This is a genomic window from Streptomyces sp. NPDC048349 (genome assembly GCF_040651925.1).
GTDB lineage: Bacteria > Actinomycetota > Actinomycetes > Streptomycetales > Streptomycetaceae > Streptomyces.
In genome coordinates this window covers 141165-158847 of record NZ_JBEZLA010000005.1, presented here as the reverse complement: position 1 = coordinate 158847, position 17683 = coordinate 141165, and the positions used below count along the sequence as shown (strand labels likewise).

Annotated in this window: 13 protein-coding genes; 8 read left to right on the top strand and 5 right to left on the bottom strand. The window is 76.0% G+C overall.

Going from position 1 to position 17683, the window contains the following annotated elements:
• Window positions 1–16 precede the first annotated feature (16 nt).
• The 3 genes from AB0D44_RS05680 (at window position 17) to AB0D44_RS05670 (ending at window position 3909) form a co-directional block, all read left to right on the top strand.
• Complete coding sequence (locus AB0D44_RS05680; protein WP_362584835.1) at window positions 17–1282, top strand: MFS transporter; 1266 nt, start codon at window positions 17–19, stop codon at window positions 1280–1282.
• Window positions 1283–1402: 120 nt separating this feature from the next.
• On the top strand, window positions 1403–2317 hold the full coding sequence (surE, locus tag AB0D44_RS05675; protein ID WP_362584832.1) for a 5'/3'-nucleotidase SurE: 915 nt from the start codon (window positions 1403–1405) through the stop codon (window positions 2315–2317).
• Entirely contained in the window at window positions 2314–3909 is a 1596-nt protein-coding gene (locus AB0D44_RS05670) for a carboxylesterase family protein (protein WP_362584829.1), read from the top strand. The genes surE and AB0D44_RS05670 overlap by 4 nt, the downstream gene beginning before the upstream one ends.
• Window position 3910: 1 nt before the next feature.
• Here AB0D44_RS05670 and AB0D44_RS05665 read toward each other — a convergent pair whose 3' ends face one another.
• The 3 genes from AB0D44_RS05665 to AB0D44_RS05655 form a co-directional block, all read right to left on the bottom strand.
• Window positions 3911–4987 (bottom strand): DUF2330 domain-containing protein, encoded by a 1077-nt coding sequence (locus tag AB0D44_RS05665; RefSeq protein WP_362584826.1) that lies wholly within the window; start codon window positions 4985–4987, stop codon window positions 3911–3913.
• A gap of 64 nt (window positions 4988–5051) precedes the next feature.
• Window positions 5052–6956 (bottom strand): serine/threonine-protein kinase, encoded by a 1905-nt coding sequence (locus AB0D44_RS05660; RefSeq protein WP_362584823.1) that lies wholly within the window; start codon window positions 6954–6956, stop codon window positions 5052–5054.
• A gap of 67 nt (window positions 6957–7023) precedes the next feature.
• Window positions 7024–7992, bottom strand: coding sequence for a reductase (locus tag AB0D44_RS05655; RefSeq protein WP_362584821.1), 969 nt, complete (start codon window positions 7990–7992; stop codon window positions 7024–7026).
• Between the two features lie 71 nt (window positions 7993–8063).
• Here AB0D44_RS05655 and AB0D44_RS05650 point away from each other — a divergent pair, with 71 nt between their 5' ends.
• Both AB0D44_RS05650 and AB0D44_RS05645 read left to right on the top strand, forming a co-directional pair.
• On the top strand, window positions 8064–8972 hold the full coding sequence (locus AB0D44_RS05650) for a LysR family transcriptional regulator (protein WP_362584818.1): 909 nt from the start codon (window positions 8064–8066) through the stop codon (window positions 8970–8972).
• On the top strand, window positions 8969–9160 hold the full coding sequence (locus tag AB0D44_RS05645; protein ID WP_362584816.1) for a hypothetical protein: 192 nt from the start codon (window positions 8969–8971) through the stop codon (window positions 9158–9160). Before AB0D44_RS05650 ends, AB0D44_RS05645 begins: the two co-directional genes overlap by 4 nt.
• A gap of 50 nt (window positions 9161–9210) precedes the next feature.
• Here AB0D44_RS05645 and AB0D44_RS05640 read toward each other — a convergent pair whose 3' ends face one another.
• Both AB0D44_RS05640 and AB0D44_RS05635 read right to left on the bottom strand, forming a co-directional pair.
• Entirely contained in the window at window positions 9211–10101 is an 891-nt protein-coding gene (locus AB0D44_RS05640; protein WP_362584813.1) for a hypothetical protein, read from the bottom strand.
• A 70-nt stretch (window positions 10102–10171) separates the two neighbouring features.
• Window positions 10172–10891 (bottom strand): ABC transporter ATP-binding protein, encoded by a 720-nt coding sequence (locus tag AB0D44_RS05635; protein WP_362584810.1) that lies wholly within the window; start codon window positions 10889–10891, stop codon window positions 10172–10174.
• Window positions 10892–11078: 187 nt separating this feature from the next.
• On the opposite strand from AB0D44_RS05635, the gene AB0D44_RS05630 reads away from it, so the two are divergent.
• The 3 genes from AB0D44_RS05630 to AB0D44_RS05620 all read left to right on the top strand — a co-directional run.
• A complete protein-coding gene (locus tag AB0D44_RS05630; protein WP_362584807.1) occupies window positions 11079–14468 on the top strand; it encodes an FtsX-like permease family protein in 3390 nt (1129 codons plus the stop codon).
• Complete coding sequence (locus tag AB0D44_RS05625; RefSeq protein ID WP_362584805.1) at window positions 14465–17212, top strand: hypothetical protein; 2748 nt, start codon at window positions 14465–14467, stop codon at window positions 17210–17212. The genes AB0D44_RS05630 and AB0D44_RS05625 overlap by 4 nt, the downstream gene beginning before the upstream one ends.
• A gap of 26 nt (window positions 17213–17238) precedes the next feature.
• Window positions 17239–17683 (top strand): ATP-binding cassette domain-containing protein (locus tag AB0D44_RS05620; protein WP_362584897.1); only part of this gene is annotated, 445 nt, incomplete at its 3' end.

The following is a 17683-nucleotide window of genomic DNA, read 5'->3' as shown; positions in this document are numbered from 1 at the left end:
TCTCCGAGGAGTCGTCATGGCCCTGCCCGACGTCGTCGATCCCGTCCCCGCCGTCCCCGAACCGCCCCGCCAGCGCGCCCTGTTGCCCCTGCTGCTGTTCGCCAACTCCGCCATGCTGGCGGTCTACATGGGTGTGGGCTCGGTCCTGCTGCCCCTCCAGATCGCCGCGATAGACCCGGTCAACAAGGTCGCCGTGCTGGGCCTGATCGGCGGCATCAGCTCGATCTTCGCCACGGCCTTCAACCCGATCGCGGGCGCCCTCTCCGACCGCAGCGGACGCCGCAGCCCCTGGATCCTGGGCGGCGCCTTCGCCTCGCTCGCCGCCCTGGCCTTCCTCGGCAGCGTGACCACCGCGCTCCTCGTCGGCATCGGCTGGTGCCTGGTGCAGGCGACCATGAACGTCTACCAGGCCGCGGTCACCGCGATCGTGCCCGACCGCGTTCCGGCCGCCCGCCGCGGCACCGCGTCCGCGCTGGTCGGGCTGGGTCTGCCCATCGGCGGCACGGTCGGCGTCCTCATCGCCTCCCAGACTGCGGACCACCTGCGCACGGGCTACCTCGTTTTCGGCGCCCTCGTCGCCGTGGCGGCGCTGCTGCTCACCACCGTGTGCCGGGACGTCCCGCGCTCCGCGTCCGCCACCGCTGCCGCGGCAGCCGCCGCTGCCGCCCGCCCCAAGGGCGCCCGCATCGCCGCCTTCCTCTCTTCCCTGGGCAACCACGACTTCCGGTGGGCCTTCATCGGCCGGGCCCTGATGGTCCTTGGCTACTTCTCGGTCGTCGGCTACCAGCTCTACATCCTCGACGACCACATCGCGCTGCCCGCCGGGCTGACCCCGCCCGCCGCCATGGCCGTCCTCACGCCGGTGTCGATGGTCGCGATGGCCCTGTCGACCGTGCTGGGCGGCCTGTTGTCGGACCGGTGGAACCGCCGCAAGGTGTTCGTCGGCGTCTCGGCGGCCCTCGCCGGACTCGTCATGGCGGTCCCCGTGGTGAGCCCGACCTGGACCGGCATGCTCGTCTTCAGCGCCCTCAACGGCCTCGCGTTCGGCTGCTTCATGGCCGTCGACACCGCCCTGGTGACCCTCGTCCTGCCACGGGCCGAGGACGCCGCCCGCGACATGGGCGTCCTCAACATCGCCAACGCCGGACCGCAGATCATCGCCCCCTTCGTGGCCTCCGCCATCGTCACCGGCCTGGGGGGCTACACCCCGCTCTTCCTGGCCGGCGGGGCGCTGTCGCTGATCGGCGCGCTCGCCATCCTCCCGATCCGCAGCGTGCGCTGATCCCCGCGCGACCCACCACACCATCCACCGCGCGACCCACTACGCCATCCACCGCGCATGCACCGCACCGCTGACCGCACGACCCCACCGCGCAACCACCTCTCCGAAGGAGCATCCCCCGTGAGAAGCAAGCGTGTTCTGCCGCTGGCCGCCCTGCTGCTGTGCACCCCGGCCCTGGCCGGTACGGCGCCCGCGGCCGCCTCCCCGCAGGCCGCCCCTCCGCAGAACACCGACCCGCTGCGGATCCTGCTGACCAACGACGACGGCTACAGCGCCCCCGGGATCCGCAAGGCGTTCGAGCGGCTGACCGCGGCCGGTCACGACGTCACGATCGTCGCCCCGCTCACCAACCAGAGCGGCACCGGCACGAAAATGATGAGCGCCCCCACCCTCACGGTGAAGCACCCCGAGCCCAAGGTGTGGGCCGTCGACGGCACACCGGGCGACTCCGTCGCCTTCGGGCTGGCCGAGGTCTTCGCCGGCGAGGCCCCCGACCTCGTGGTCTCCGGCACCAACTTCGGCCCGAACGTCGCCGGGCTCGCCACCCACTCCGGTACGGTCGGCGGCGCCGTCGCCGCCCTGGAATCCGGGGTGCCGGCCATCGCCCTGAGCACGGGCGGCCTGGCCGCGCCCGACCCGGTCACCACCGTCAACGCGATGGGCCCGACCCTCGACTTCGCCGTCAAACTGATCGACCGGCTGCGGGCGCGGGCCCGGTCCGGGCGGCTGCTGCCCGAGGGGGTCGGCCTCAACGTCAACCACCCGGTGATCGGCGCTGACAGTTCGGGGACGGCCGCCGCAGTGGCCGCCACCTTCCAGGATCCGCAGAACTTCCTCCAGCCGGACTTCACCGACTCCGGCGACGGCACCTGGAAGGTGACCGTCAAGGTGGCGCTGCGGCCCGCGGCCAAGGGCGGCGACCTCGAGGCCGTCGCCGCGGGCCGGATCGCCGTGAGCCCGATGAACGCCGACTGGAACACCGGCCCGGCCGAGCACGCGGTGACCTCCGCCCTGATCTCCGGACTCCGCCCGTGAGACTCCGGAGGGGACCGCGGCTCGGTGCCGCGCTCGCCCTGGCCGTGGCCCTGCTGGCGGCGGCGGTACCGGCGGCCGCCCGGTCCGGTGGTCCACAGCCGCCCGTGGTCGCCGTTGCGCAGGGAGCCCTGCGCGGGCAGGACCGGGACGGGGCGCAGGAGTTCCTGGGCGTCCCCTACGCCGCTGCCCCGGTCGGCGCCGCCCGGTTGCGGGCCCCGCAACCGCCGCCGCGCTGGACCGGGGTGCGCGAGGCCGCCCAACAGGCCCCGGCCTGCCTGCAGTTCTCGCCGTTCGGCCTGCGCGATCCGGAAGCCGTCAGCGAGGACTGCCTGTACCTGGACGTGTACCGGCCCCGTACGGCCCGCCCCGGAGCGCGGCTGCCGGTGATCGTCTGGATGCACGGAGGCGCGTACAGCCAGGGCACCGGGACCCAGTTCGGCGGGCGGACCATGGCCGAGCTCACCCAGACCGTGGTGGTCAGCATCAACTACCGCCTGGGGCAGCTCGGTTATCTGGACCTTCCCGAGCTGAACGGGCCAGGCGAGGTGCGGTCCGGCTCCTTCGGGCTGATGGACCAGATCGCGGCGCTGCGGTGGACCCGGGAGAACATCGGCGCGTTCGGCGGGGATCCGGACGGTGTCACGGTCTCCGGGCAGTCCGCGGGCAGCGGTTCGGTGTGCGGGCTGCTGGCGGCCCCCTCGGCCGCCGGTCTCTTCCACCGGGCGGTGCTGCAGAGCGGCCCGTGCACCCTGCTGCGTACGCCCGACAGCGGCCGGGCACAGGCCCTGGCACGGGAGTTCGCCGCGCAAGCGGGCTGCGGGGGCGACCCGGCCGGGGTGGCCGCGTGCCTGCGCGGCGCCCCGGGGGCGGCTCTGGTCGCCGCCGCCCGTTCACTGCCCACCCCGGGTCCGGCGTCGGGCGACGGCCTGCTGCCGGCCGATCCGGAGCGGGCCGTGCGCAGCGGCACGTGGAACAGGGTGCCGGTGCTGATCGGCAGCACCCGTGCCGAGGCGCGCTTCTTCGTCGCGCTGACGCAGCCGCACCTGACCCGGGAGCAGTACACGGGACAGGTCCTCGCGCGGTACGGGGACGCGGGGCCGCAGGTGCTCGCGCGCTATCCGGTCGAAGCGCACGGCTCCCCCTATCTGGCCTTGTCGGCCGTGCTGACCGATTCGACCTTCGCCTGCCACACGGCGTGGACGGCGGAGCTGTTCGCCTCCCAAGTGCCGACGTTCGCGTACGAGTTCGACGATCCGCGGTCGCCGACGCTGGCCGGGGCGCAGGTGCCGGGCCTGGACCAGTCGAACGGGCACAGTGCTGAGCTGGCCTATCTGCACGACTTCACGATGGGTGAGCGTCCGCTGAGCCCGGTGCAGGTGGAGCTGGCGACCCGGATGAAGCGCTACTGGGGGGCCTTCGCCCGCTTCGGCGCGCCCGTCGTGCCGGGTCAGGCCCCCTGGCCGGCGGTCGTCCCGGGCTCCGGGTCGGCCCCGGTGCTCACCCTCCGCCCGGTGGGGACGGGACCGGGTTCCTCGTTCGGGGAGGACCACCAGTGCGCGTTCTGGCGGACCCAGCCGGACCGGCCGCTCTGAGTCACGCGGCCGCGCGGCGGCGTCGGCGCCTGAGCACCACGAAGGCCGACGCCGCCAGTGCGACGAGGGCGGCGGACACCGTCAGGAGCCAGACCGGGATGCCGTCCCCCACCGTGAGCAGCTCGTTGCGGTAGACGACGCGGCGGTAGGGGGTGTCCTTGGCGGTGGCCCGCAGTTCGTGGTCGGCGTCGATGCGGCCCGGTTCGGGGAACCGCTGTTCGATGGCGGTCAGGAACACCGGTGCGCGGCCGGTCAGTTCGGCGAGGGCTCCGCCCGTGGGGGTGACCTTCCCCGCGAAGGTCACCTCGGGTGCAGATCCGCCGATCGTCGAGCTGGGCTCCATCCGGTGGTCGGCCAGGACGTACAGGCCGAGGGACTGGGGGGTCTTCGCCATCCGGGAGAGCCGCATCGGATAGACGAGCGCCGTGCTCTCGAAGCGGATCTTCAGCGGGTCCAGGTCCCCCCGCAGCGGCTTGCCCTGCTGCCGGGGGGCCAGTCGTACGGCCACGTACTCCCACTTCTGGTCGACGTACGGCTTGACCTCGGTCGCGAGCCGGTCGGGGAGCTTGAAGCCGTTGGACTCCAGCCAGTTCTCCAGGGCGTCCGGGTCGGTGGCGGTCAGACGCGCGACGTCGAAGTCGCCGAGCTGCTCGCGGCCGACGACGCCGACGCCCGTGTCGCTGCTGCCGGGCAGTGCGGCGCCTGCGCCGTCCCGGATCCCGGAGGAGAAGGGCCAGTCGCCTCCCCGGGGCCAGAAGTAGCTCCGGGTCTGCCGTTCGGGCCGGGTGAGCCGGTCCAGGTCGCCGAACACGCTTCGGTCGCCCAGTTCCACCGTGGCCCGCCCGGGCACGGGCATGATCCAGGCGGCCCGCTGCGCGTCCCCGCCGACGGTGAACCGCATGAGGATCTGTTCCGTACGGCCGTCCCAGCGCACGACGGACGTCTCCCGCTCGACCGCGATCCGGGACTGTCCGTCGGGAACCATCGCCCCGCACCCGCACGCGTAGGCGGGGTTGACCAGGGCTCCCACCTGGGTCGCGAGCAGGGCTGTCAGCAGGGCTGCGATTCTTCGTCTCATCCACACGGGGTCTCAGACGACGGCCCCCGAGGTCCGGTTCCGGCGAGGCGACCGGCCCGCGGGGTCAGCCGCCCGTGCCGGAGCGGACCGCGTTGCGCCAGACCGTCACGTCCAGCGTCATGTACTTGCTGGGCGAGTTCTCGGCGGAGAAGCCCTGCACCGTCACCAGGCCCAGGTGCCCGGTGCCGGTGGTGACGCAGATCTGCCGCCCCTTGGAGAGCTTGTTCAGGTAGATGTTCTTCGTGAAGCGCGTCTCGGCGCGGCAGACGGCGAGGGAGCCCTCCTGGCCGGGATCGAGCAGGACCATGTTCCCTTCCGAGGTCTCCGCGTCGAGGTATCCGCCGGTGTCGTAGGAGAGTTCGTAGCCGCCGTCCTCACCGTCCTGGGGCCGGACGTCCTCGTCCCCGAGCGTCAGGTGGTAGCCGGCGGTGAGGTTGATGCCCTTGTGCTCGGTGGGCTTGGGATCGGCCTTGGGACTCGGCTTGGCGCTCGGCTTGGCCGAGCCCGTCTGGCCTCCCCCGGCCTGGTCGGCCTGCTTGCCCTTGTCCTGCGAGGAGCCGCTGCCCTGCGCCGCCCGGCCTCCCTTGTCGTTGTCCTTGAGCAGGACGTAGGCCGTGGCGCTGCCCGCCATGGCGAAGACCAGGACGGCCGCCAAGGCGATGAGCACGCCCTTCCTGGCGGACTTCTTCGGGGGCTGCGCGGACGGCGGCACGAACGGTCCGGGGTACGGCGCTTGCGGTAGGGGCTGCGGCTGCGGCTGCTGGACGTGCTGCTGCGCCGGGAACTGCGTCGGCGCGTAGGCGTGCGCGTGGGCCTGCGCGGCGGCGGATCCGGGGGCCGGGGCGGACGCGGGCGGGGGTGTGGGGTACGAGTGCGGGGGCTGCTGAGGCTGGTGCGGCTGCTGCTGAGGCTGGTGCGGCTGCGTGTGCTGCTGCGGCGCCGGACCGAAGCCCGGGGGCGGGGTCGCCGGAGCCGCCGGCGCGGTGGGCGCGTACGCCGGCACGGCCGGGGCGGTCGCCGGGGGCGGCGGCGTCTGCACCGGGGCGGGGGCGGCGGCGCGCACCGTGATGTCGGCGGCGACGGGGGCCGGGAGCCAGTCCTCCGGGCGGCGCAGCACCGTCTCCGCGTTGGCGGCCTGGCAGAGCGCGATGATCTCGGACAGGGACGGCCGGGCCTCGGGGTCCTTGGCGAGGCACCGGGTGACCAGTTCGGTCAGCCGCTCCGGGACCCCGCTGAGGTCGGGCTCCTCGTGGACGATCCGGTAGAGGACGCCGTGCGAGGTGCCCTCGCCGAAGGCCGGGGTTCCGGTGGCGGCGTACGCGGCGACCTGGCCGAGCGCGAAGACGTCGGTGGCCGGAGTCACCTTGCGTCCGGCGGCCTGCTCCGGAGCCATGAAGGAGGGGGTCCCGATGGTCACCCCGCTGCCGGTGAGGGAGGTCGCGTCGGCGGCGTAGGCGATGCCGAAGTCGATGACGCGGGGGCCGTCCGCGGCGAGCAGCACGTTGGACGGCTTGAGGTCGCGGTGGACGATGCCGGCGCCGTGGATGACGTGCAGGGCCTCGGCCATGCCGGCGATGAGCAGCAGCACCGCCTCGACGGGCAGCGCGCCGTGCGCGGCCACCGCGTCGGCGAGCGAGGGGCCGGGCACGTACGCGGTGGCCAGCCAGGGCTGGGCGCTGTCGGTGTCGGCGTCGATGACGGGGGCGGTGAACAGCCCCTGCACCCGCTGCGCGGACTGCACTTCCTGGGTGAACCGGCGGCGGAACTCGGCGTCTTCGCCGAATTCCGGCCTGATCACCTTGATCGCCACGGGCCGGCCGCCGGGTGTGTACGAGAGGTACACCTTGCCCATGCCGCCCGCGCCGAGCTTGGCGGCGAGCCGGTAGCCGGCGATGGTCGTCGGATCGTCTCCGGCCAGCGGCTGGAAGACCTGAGGGGAATCGCCCCTGCCCGGCTGCTGACCACTCATCAACTCATGTCTCCCACGCAGATCTCACCCGACGACCGGCACCCTACCCAACCCCACGGGACGGTTTTTACAGGGGCGACCGCCCGGCCCCGCACGAGGCCGCCTCGGCTATCGCCGACGGCAGCCACCCGGTGACCCTGCCGAAGCCGAAACCGAGGGCGGCGGCACGCCCGTTGTCCATGGCGTAGGCGCGGTCGAAGGAGAACGGCGAGGCGGCTGCGCCCTGTTCGACCACCCGGTACCGCGGCCGCCGCCCGAGCTGCGCGGCGACCAGCTCGCACAGGCCCGTCACGTCGAGCACGCCGTCGGAGGCCGCGTTCACCGGCCCGGTGAAGCTCTGCACGGCCGCCCAGTACAGCAGGTCCGCGATCTCCCGGTGATGGATGAACGAGGTGGCGTGCGGGGCTGCGTGCACGTCGACCGGAGTCCCGGAGGCGATCCGCTCCACGTAGTGGGCCAGCCGCCCGGTCCATTCCTCCCGGCCGCCGCCCAGGACGTGGGCGGTCCGTACGGAGACGAAGGGGAAGGCGGGATCGCGCAGGAAGACGGCCTCGGCCTGCCGCTTCCCCTCGGCGTAGGCGCGGGCGGGGTCCGCGTGCGGCTCGGCGGGCGTGGTGTGCGGGGCCCGCGCCAGGTCGAGGGAGTCCTCGGTGACCCGGTGCGGGAACGGCCTCCTGCCCCGGCCGCCGACCGGGCCGTCGGCCGCCGCCGGGCCGGGGAGGGTTGCGGGGTCGTACACCTCCATCGTGGAGGTCATCACGTACCGGCCGGCCCTCCCGGCGAAGACGCGCCGGGCGACGGCGGCCTGCCGGGGGGTGTAGCAGACCTGGTCGATGACGGCGTCGAAGGTGCGCGGGCCCAGCGCCGCGCGCAGCCCTTCCTCGTCGTCGCGGTCGGCGAGGACGTGGCCGACTCCGGCGGGCGGGGCGCTGGAGCCCCGGTTGAGCACGGTGACCTGGTGGCCGGCGTCGCGCGCCTTGAGGACCAGGGACTTTCCGAAGTACCGGCTCCCGCCGATGACAAGAATCGTGTTCATGCGCTCGACTCTGCCGCTGTAGGGTCCCCAGCGGAACTGGTGATCCACTGAACCGGGGTTAAGGAAAACTGATGATCGATGTGCAGCGGCTGCGCGTCCTGCGGGCCGTGGCGGAGCACGGCAGCTTCAACAAGGCCGCCGGAGCCCTGCTCCTGACCCCCTCGGCGGTCTCCCAGCACATCGCCGCACTGGAACGCACCCTGGGCCGGCCGGTCGCCGTGCGCAGCACCCGCGGGGTGACCCTCACGGAGCCCGGACGGCTTCTGGTGGAGGCGGCGGAGGTGATCTCCTGCGAACTGGACCAGGTCCGCCACGAGATCGACCGGCTCACCGCACCGCGGCCGCGCCTGACCGTGGCCACCTTCACCAGCGGCGGCCGCCGTCTGCTGCCCGCCGCGCTCGCCGTGTTCGTGGCCGCGCATCCCGAGGTGGAACTGACGGTCCTGGAGAGCGAGCCGGAGGCTGCGGTGCCGATGGTCCGCGCCGGCGCGGCCGACCTCGCGCTCGCCTACCACTTCGACGGGCCGCCGCCCGTACGGCCGGGCGAGCGCCCGGCGCTCGACTGGGTGCCGCTGATGGAGGACCCGCTCTGGCTGGTCCTGCCGCGCGGTCACCGGCTCGCGGACCGGTCCTCGCTGGGGCTGGGCGAACTCTCCGCCGAGCGCTGGGTGGTGGGCTGTCTCAAGACCGAGGCGTTCCTGCGGCGTTACGCGGAACTCGCCGGCTTCGACCTCCGGGTGGGGGCGTCCACCACCGACTACTTCTTCGCGCAGAGCCTGGTCGCGGCGGGTGTGGGCGTCAGCCTGGTCCCGCACGTCTCCCTGGCCCCGTCGCCTGAGGTGAAGGCGATCCGCGTCGAACCCCCGCGCCCCGCCCGGCACATCGGCGTCCTGCTCCCCCGCCGTCGCCGCCCCCACCCGTACGCCCGGGCCCTGACCGAGGCCCTGGCCGCGACCTCGCAGCAGGCGGTCCGCCCGTGACCCGCCGCCCGGCACGAGCCGCCCGTGCGGTCGGGGGCGCCGCCGCCCATCCCGTGCTCGCGCCGCAGGCCGTGGTCGGCCTGCTCGACGCCGCCGACGAGGACCTCGCGCGGGCGACGGCCGAGAACCCCTCGCTCCCGGCCGCGGTGAGGGAGTCGCTGGTCGACCACTGCCTCCAGGCCGTCTAGCCGGGGGCGACCGGGCCCGTCGCGTAGGCTCGCGCCGCCCGGGCGGTCCGTCAGCCGCCCTCGTCGCCCCCGTCACCCCCGGTCTCGTCGGCCGTGTCGTTCGTCAGGGACCTCAGGCGGCGGGCGGCGGCCTTGGCCGCGCGGCGGGCCTCCCCTGCCGTGCGGCCCGCCTCGCGGTGCCGTTCCTCGGCCTCGGCCACGGCGGCGTACGCGCGGTCCCGGGCGGCCCGGGCGCGCTCCAGTTCGGCGTCGGCGGCCGCCGCCTCCTCGACCGCCCGCTGGCGCGCCTCCTCGGCCAGGCGCAGCTCGTCCTCCCGGGCCGTGGCGGCCCACTCCGCGTCCTGGGCGGCGGCCCGGGCCGCCTCCACCCGGCGGTCGGTGCGCCGCTCGGCGCGCGCGGGCCGCGCCGCGGGGGGCGGCGTCGCCGGCGGGGGCTGGGGCGCGGGCGGTACGGCGTCCGGGTCCACGCCGGGGAACTCCGTCGACAGGGCAGGGGCCTTCGCCAGCCGGCCGGAGGCCCAGGCTTGTGCCGCCTCGGGGTCGGCGAGGGCGGCGTACAGGATCTGCTCGACCTCCCGCAGCACCGTCTCGGAGACCGCCGTACCGGCCTCCTGCGCCAGCCGGAGCGCCTCGCGCGCCAGGGCCCCGATCACCACGTGCTGCTGGTGGGACAGCTCCCGCAACTGCTCCCCGTCCAGGGACCGGTGCGCCGCCCGCAGCGCCTGCCCGAGCTGGCGGAACTGCTCGACCTCGCCCGGCTTCGCGCGGACCAGCGTGTTCGACGTCCAGGCCGCGAGCGTGGGGCGGCGCAGGCCCGCGATCCGTTTCCCGGCCGCCGGGTCCCCGGCCCGTTTCACGCGGGCCGCGGCCTCGTCCCGAGCCGCGGTGAACCGCGCCGGCGGCAGTGCGTACAGCGTGTCGATGATCTCTTCCACATCCACGCGGCCCACTGTCCGCCATGGCCGCCCGTGGACGGCGGACCGCGGCCCTTCCGCGCGCCGCCCGATCCCCTCAGAGGTCCTGCGGCCGGTGTTCGTCGACGATGCGGCCGTCGCGCAGTTCCACCACCCGGTCGGCCAGCTCGATCAGGGCCGGGTCGTGGGTCGCGACCAGCGCCGTGACACCCTCGCTGCGCACCACCGCCCGCAGCAGCCGCATGATGGAGCGCCCGGTCTCCGAGTCGAGCTGACCCGTCGGCTCGTCCGCGATGATCAGGTCGGGTTCGTTGGCGAGGGCGCGGGCCACCGCCACCCGCTGCTGCTGACCGCCGGAGAGTTCGCCGGGGCGCTGCTCCGCGTGCTCGGCCAGCCCCACCAGGGCGAGCAGGGTCCGGGCGCGTTCCTCCCGCTGCGGGGCGGGCATCTTGCGCATCCGCATCGGGACCCCGACGTTCTCGGCGGCGGTGAGGACGGGTATCAGGCCGAAGGACTGGAACACGAAGCCGATGCGGTCCCGGCGCAGCGCCAGCAGGCCGGCCTCGTCGAGCGCGGCCAGCGGGGCGCCGTCGAGCAGGACGGCTCCCGTGGTCGGCGTGTCCAGACCGCCGACCAGGTTCAGCAGGGTGGTCTTGCCGGAGCCGGAGCGGCCCTTGAGCGCGGTGAGTTCGCCGCGGCGCACCTCGAACGAGACGCCGCGCAGGGCGTGCACGGTCCGCGGTCCGCTGCCGAAGCTGCGGTGGACGTCGTCCACCACGACCATGGGTGGCGCCGTGCCGTCCTGATGCTGCGTCATGGTGCGGGCTCCCCCTGGTACTCGAATCAGCCGGTGGAGGGGAATGGCCCCCGAGGCGTAGGCCCCTCCTGCTCGAATTTGCTCATCCGTCACATCCTTCGCGCAAGTCCCTTCCCCTGTGCGTTCGAATCTGAAAGCATCGTCCGCTATCCGGTGCCAGGGGTCCGGACGGGGGAGGAACAGGCACATGCTCGGCTTCGTCGTGCGCCGGCTGCGCGGGCGACTGCCGCTCGCCGCCGCCGTACTGCTCACCGTGTTGATCACCACGACCGTCCTGACGGCCCTGTTCGCCTTCACGCGCGGCGTGGGTGAGGCCGGCTTGCGCCAGGCCCTCCAGGGACCGGGCCGGGACCGGGCCACGGTGCTGGTGACCGGCGAGCGACCGGCCTCGGCGCGCACCCAGGACGACGCGGCCGTACGGGGCTTCGCGGGCGCGCTGTTCGGCCGGCTCCCGGTCGGCGTCGAGAGCCTGGCGCGCAGCCGCCCGTACGGCCTGCCGGGCGCCGCCGCCCCCGGCAAAGAGGCCGATCTGACGCTTCTCGCCTCCTTCGACCGGGAGCGCGTACGGCTGCTCGCGGGCCAGTGGCCGCAGGCGGCGGGCCGACCGGCCCCCCAGGGCGCCGGCGGCCCGTCCGCGCCGCTGGCGGTGGCCGTGCCGCCAGCCGCGCTCGTCCGGCTCGGGCTGACCGGGGCCGCGCTGCCCGCCGAGGTGCGACTGGCCGACCGCTACGGCGGCGCCCCGCTCACCGTGCTGGTCACCGGCGTGTACCGGGCAGCCGATCCGGCGGACCCGTACTGGCGGCTCGACCCGCTCGGCGGCCGCGAGATCCAGGTCAGCAGTTTCACCACCTACGGCCCGCTGCTCGTCGACGACACCGCCTTCACCGCCGGCGGGCTTCCGCAGAACAGCCGCGCCTCGCTGCTCACCGCCGACTTCGCCGCCGTGCGCGGCGCCGAGGCGCGTGCTCTGCGCGAGCGCGCGGCGGGCCTGGCGGGCGGCCCTGGCCCAAGCACCGGCACCGGCACCGGTACCGGCACCGGCACCGGCACCGCAGAAGCGGGCGTCACACCACCCACCGGGTTCCAGATCAAAACCGAACTCCCCGCGCTGCTGGGCGAGTTGGAGTCCGGTCAGCTCGTCGCCCGGTCCTCCCTGCTGGTCGGCGCGCTCCAGCTCGCCGTCCTCGCCGCGGCCGCCCTGCTGCTGGTCGCCCAGCTGCTGACGGACCGCCAGGAGCCCGAGCGGGTGCTGCTCACCGCGCGCGGCGCCTCCCGCGGCCGGCTCGGCGCCCTCGGCGTCGCCGGATCGCTGCTCCTGGCCCTGCCCGCCGCCGTCCTGGCACCCCTGCTCACCCCGCCCCTGCTCGACCTCCTCAGCGGGTTCGGCCCGCTGTCGCGGGTGCCCCTGAACACCTCCGGAACCTGGCTGCTGTGGCCCGTCGCGGCCGCCTGCGCCCTCGGGTGCGTGGCGCTCACCGCGCTGCCCGCCGCGCTGCGCGGCGCGGGGGCCGCCGCCCTGCGCCGCAGCGGCCGCCGCCAGGCCCTCGTCGCCGGGGCCGCCCGGTCCGGCGCGGACCTGGCGCTGGTGGCACTCGCCGTCCTCGCCTACCAGCAGCTCGCCCGGTACAGCGGCGCCGAGCATCCGCCCGCCCCGGCCGGGGCGGGCGGCGGACTCGGCGTCGACCCGGTGCTCGTCGCCGCGCCGACCCTCGCCCTGTGCGCGGGCACCCTGCTGGTCCTGCGGCTGCTGCCGTTCGCCGCGCGCCTCGGCGGCCGGCTCGCGGCGCGCGGCCGGGGGCTCGGCCCGGCGCTGACCGGCTGGCAGCTCGCCCGCCGGCCGAGGCGGGCCACCGGCCCGGTCCTCCTGCTCGTCCTCGCCGTGTCGAGCGGGGTCCTGGCGCTGGGCCAGCACACCGCCTGGACCGCCTCGCAGCGCGACCAGGCCGACTTCGCCACCGCCGGGGGCCTGCGGATCTCCGGCAGCGAACTGGCCCCGCTGGGTCGGGGCGGCCGGTACGCCTCGCTGCCCGGCGGCGAACGGGTGATCCCGGTGATCCGTACGAAGCAGGAACTGCCCGGCGGGCGGACCGGACAGGTGCTCGCGCTGGACGCCGCCGGGGTCGCCGACCGGGTACCGCTGCGGGCCGACCTGCGGGACGGACGGGACATGCGCGAGCTGTTCGCGCCGCTCGCCGCCGCGCGCGGGCCGGCGGGCGGCGGCATCGAGCTGCCGGGACAGCCCCGGCGGCTGGACCTCGAGGTGACCGCCCAGACTCCTCGGGCGGGCGGCCGCCCCGGTCTGGGCCTGCTGCTGCGCGACCGGTTCGGCCTGACCCACCGCAGCCCCATGCTCCAGCTCCCCGACACCGGGGAGGCCACCCTCTCGGTGGACCTCGACGCGCTGGCCGGAGCACCCCTCGGGTCGGTTGCCGCGCCGCTGAGCCTGGCCGGGCTCGTGGTCTCGTACGGCCTCGAAGACGGCCCGGGCCGCCTGCCCGAGCGGCCCGGGACCGGCGCCCCCGAGCAGCCCGGGGAGCTGACCGTACGCCGCCTCGCGGTCGCCGGGGACCCGGGCGCGGCGGCGGTGCCCGTGCCCCTGCCCGCGAGCCCGCCCGGCTGGACCCTGAAGGCGCCGGCGCTGTCCGGCGCCGCCCCCGCCGCCGAACTCCTGCCCGCGCAGGACGCTCCGGGCGGCCCGGCGCTGCTCCGGGTGCGCTACCGCGGCGGCACGGACACCGCCGGCGGTGTCCAGCTCGGCCTGCTGGCGGGGCCGCCGCCCGCCGCCGAGGTGCCCGGGATCGCCACCCGCGGCTACCTCGCCTCCGTCGGGGCGGCCGTCGGCGACCTGGTCCCCGTGCCGCTGGGCGGCGCCACCGTGCCGGTGCGGATCACCGCCGCCGTCGGCTCGCTGCCGGTGGCCGGGGACACCGCCCTCGCCGTCGATCTGGCCACCGCCGGGCGGCTGTTGGCGTCCGACACGGGGCGGGAGCTGCCGCCGACCGCGGAGTGGTGGCTGCCCGCCGCCTCCGCCGCGGACCCCGCCCCGGCGCGCGCCGCCGCCGAGCTGCGGGCGGGGGCCGGCGGGCAACAGGCTCAGCTGCGCGAGGAGGTGGCCGCCGCCCTCCTGGAGGACCCGCTGAGCGCCGGTCCGCAGGGCGCGCTCGCCGCCCTCGCGGCGGCCTGCGCGGTGCTGGCGGCGATCGGCTTCGGAGCCTCCGCCGCGGCGGCCGGGCGGGAGCGGGCCCGCGAGTTCGCGGTGCTGACGGCGCTGGGTGCGCCCCGCCGCGCGCTGGGCCGCACGGCCGCCGCCGAGAACGGTGTCCTGGTCGGCCTCGGCACCGCCGTCGGGCTGGGGCTGGGCGCCGCCATCGTGCACCTGGTGGTTCCGCTGGTCGTCCTGACGCCGGCCGCGCGGCGGCCCGTACCCGCGGTGCTGGTGGACCTGCCCACCGCCGGAACGCTGCTGATGGCCGCCGCGATCGCCGCGGTGCCCCTGCTGTCGGCCGTGCTCGGCGGCCGCCGTGACCGGACCGCACGGGGCGCCGCCGACCGGCTGCGCCTCTTGGAGGAGATGTGACCCGCCCGGCCCCGGACACCGCCCGCGTGCGCGGCCACCGCCCCGCATCCTGGGTACGCACCCGACTGCGCGCGGCGCCGCTGTCGACCCTGCTCGGGGCCGCCCTGGCCTTCGTGGCCGTACTGCTGGCGGCCGCGCTGCCGCGCGCCGTGGACCGCGGCGCCGACCGGGCCCTGCGCTCCTTCCTGCACGAGCAGGGCCCGGGGCCGACGAGCCTGGTCGCCACCGCCACCTCCCGCGGCGGCCCGATGACCCCGCAGGACCTCGACTCCGTCCTGGCCGCCCTGCGTGCGCGCACCGGCGGGGCGTTCCGCCTCGATGCGAGCGGTCCCGTCCACGGCGCGCGCGGGGTGAAGGCCCGCGACCTGGCCACCCCGGGCCTGGACCGGCCGGAGGGGGTCGACCCCCGGCTCACCCTGGTCCACCTCCCCGAGGCCGCTGCCCACGCCTCGCTGGTCGCGGGCCGCTGGCCGGGCGGCGGCGAACCGGGCGCCCCGCTCCAGGTGGCCCTGTCGCGCAGTGCCTCCGAGACCCTGGGGGCGCCGCTCGGCACCGTGCTCGACGCCGCGCCGAGCCTCTTGGGACCGCTCCGGGCCGAGGTCGTCGGACTGTACGACGCCGCCGACCCCGCCGACGTCTACTGGACCGACCTGCCGTGCCTGAACAAGGCCTGTCAGAACCTCACCCCCAACTCCCCTCCCAAGGTGTACTGGCAGACCGCCGCGCTCGTCGGCGCGGACGGCCTCGACCGGATCGGGTCCTGGGGCGAGGGCACCGAGTTCTTCTGGCGGCTCCCGGTGGACACCGGCGTCCTGCGGGCCGATCGGCTGCCCGGTGTCGCACGGGAGATCGCCTCCTTCGTCACGGGCCCCACCGCGTCCGCGCTGTCCGCCGCCGTCGAGCGGCCCGACCTGCGCATCAGCTCCCGCCTTCCCGAACTGTTCCGGCGGGCCGAGGCCCGGCAGCAGGGCGCCGCTCCGCTCGCCGCGATCGGCCCGGCCGGCGTCGCGGGGGTGGCCGTGGTGGTGTTCTGCCTGGCCGCCGCGCTCACCGGCGACCGGCGCGGGGCCGAGCTGCGCCTGCTGTCGGCCCGCGGCGGCTCACGCCGCTCGCTGGTGGGCCGGCTCCTCGGGGAGGGCGCCGTCACCGTGCTGCCGGCCGCCGCGCTCGCCGCCTGGCTCGCCGTGCGGCTGCTGCCGACTCCCCGGCTGACGGCCTCGCTGGTCGCCGCGTCCGCCGTGGCGCTTCTCGCCCTGCTGGCCTTTCCCGTACGGGCGTTCGTGCTGCTGTCCGCGCCGCGCGGGCCGAGCCCCCGGCGCCGCCTCGTCGCCGAGTCGCTGGTCCTCGCCGCCACCGCCGCCGCCGTGGTGGAGGTGCGCCGCCGCGGCGTCGCCACCGCCTCCGGACTCGATCCGCTGCTGGTGGCCGCCCCGCTGCTGCTCGCCCTGTCCGGTGCGCTGCTGCTCGCCCGGCTCCAGCCCGCCCTCGTCGGGGCGCCGGCCCGGGCGGCCGGCCGGCGCCCCGGCCTGGTCGGCTTCCTCGGGCTGGCCCGCGCCGCCCGGGGCGGCGGGGGCGGTGCGGGCGGCGGCCGCGGGCGGCCTTCGGTCCTGCCGCTGATCGCCCTGATGTGCGCCGTCACCACGGCCGGCTTCGGGGCCACGGTGCTGGGGTCGGTGGACAGCGGGCGGCTCCAGGTCGCGCGGCAGGCCGTCGGCGGCGACCTCCGGATCGCCGCGCCCGCGGGTGCCTCCCTGACTCCGGAACTGATCCGGGCCGCGAACGCACTGCCCGGGGTGAGGACGCCGGTCCCCGCGTGGGTGGAGGAGGACGCGTTCGTCTTCGGCACCGACCGGGGCTCCCCGCAGGTGACGGTGGTCGTCGTCGACCCCGTGGCGTACGCGGAGCTGGCCCGTGCCGTCGGACGCGGCCGCTTCGACCCGGCGCTGCTCTCCGGGGGCGCCCCGGGCGCTCCCCTGCCCGCGCTGTTCAGCAGCGACCTGGTCGCGCGCGCCGGGGACCAGGCCTTCCGGCTGCGGGTGCGCGGAGAGGAACTCCAGGTCAGGGCTGCTGCCGTGGTGGACGGCACGCCCGCGCTGTCGGGCAGCGGGGCCGCCACCCTCGTGCTGCCCGCGGCACCGACCGCCGCGCTGGCGCCCCACGTCTCCAGCCCCAACCACTGGTTCGCCCTCGGAGACACCGGAGCGGAGCGGCTCGAGGAGCTGGTGCACGCCACCACACCGGCCGCGACCGCCGGCCACGTCGTGGTGCGGACCAGTGCCGACATCGTCGCCGAACTCGCCGCCGACCCGCTCCAGCACGCGGCCGGACGGCTGTTTTGGGCATCGGTCGCGGGCGCCGCCGGATTCGCCGTGCTGGCCGTGCTGCTGACGCTGGTGCGGGCCGCGCCCGAGCGGGCCGCGCTGCTCGCGCGGCTGCGCACCATGGGCCTGCGGCCGCGCCAGGGCGTGGCGCTGGTCCTGGCCGAATCACTGCCGCTGGCGCTCGTCGCGGCGTTCGGCGGCGGGCTGGTCGCGGCGGCGGCCGTGGCCCTGCTCGGGCCGGCCGTGGACCTTTCCGCGCTGATCGGTGCACAGGTACCGGCCGGGCTGCGGCCCACCGCCCGGCCCCTGCTCACGCAGGCGCTCGGCCTGGCTGCGGTGGCCGCCGCGGCCGTGCTCGCCGAAGCGGCGATATCGGGCAGACGACAGATCTCCACCGAGCTGAGAGCGGGAGACCAGCGGTGAACACCGAGCAGCCGACCTACGAAGAGCTGCGCCGGCAGGCCCTGGCCGCCGCCGCACCCCGTCCGAGCGGGACGGACAGCACGATCGTCTGCGACCGCCTGGTGCGCATCTTCAGCACCGACGGGGTCGAGGTACAGGCGTTGCAGGGGCTCGAACTGACCGTGGCGCAGGGCGATCTGGTGGCCCTGGTCGGAGCGTCCGGCAGCGGCAAGTCCACCCTGCTGAACATCCTGGCCGGTCTGGACGCCCCCACGGCGGGGACCGCCACCGTCGACGGCTACGACCTGCTGGAGATGTCCGCCAGGGACCGCCTGCGCTACCGCCGGGAGGCGGTGGGCTTCGTCTGGCAGCAGACGGCCCGCAACCTGCTGCCCTTCCTGACGACGGCCCAGAACATCGCCCTCCCCATGCAGCTGAGGGGCCGCGCCGCCCGGGGCGCGGGGGGGGGCCGGGGCGGCCGCGGCGGCGGGG

What these genes read in the sequence shown, in the direction of transcription:
- AB0D44_RS05680 (WP_362584835.1), top strand. Translation starts at nt 17, where the DNA reads ATGGCCCTGCCCGACGTCGTCGATCCCGTCCCCGCCGTCCCCGAACCG.
- AB0D44_RS05665 (WP_362584826.1), bottom strand. Translation starts at nt 4,987, where the DNA reads ATGAGACGAAGAATCGCAGCCCTGCTGACAGCCCTGCTCGCGACCCAG.
- AB0D44_RS05660 (WP_362584823.1), bottom strand. Translation starts at nt 6,956, where the DNA reads ATGAGTGGTCAGCAGCCGGGCAGGGGCGATTCCCCTCAGGTCTTCCAG.
- AB0D44_RS05655 (WP_362584821.1), bottom strand. Translation starts at nt 7,992, where the DNA reads ATGAACACGATTCTTGTCATCGGCGGGAGCCGGTACTTCGGAAAGTCC.
- AB0D44_RS05650 (WP_362584818.1), top strand. Translation starts at nt 8,064, where the DNA reads ATGATCGATGTGCAGCGGCTGCGCGTCCTGCGGGCCGTGGCGGAGCAC.
- AB0D44_RS05635 (WP_362584810.1), bottom strand. Translation starts at nt 10,891, where the DNA reads ATGACGCAGCATCAGGACGGCACGGCGCCACCCATGGTCGTGGTGGAC.
- AB0D44_RS05630 (WP_362584807.1), top strand. Translation starts at nt 11,079, where the DNA reads ATGCTCGGCTTCGTCGTGCGCCGGCTGCGCGGGCGACTGCCGCTCGCC.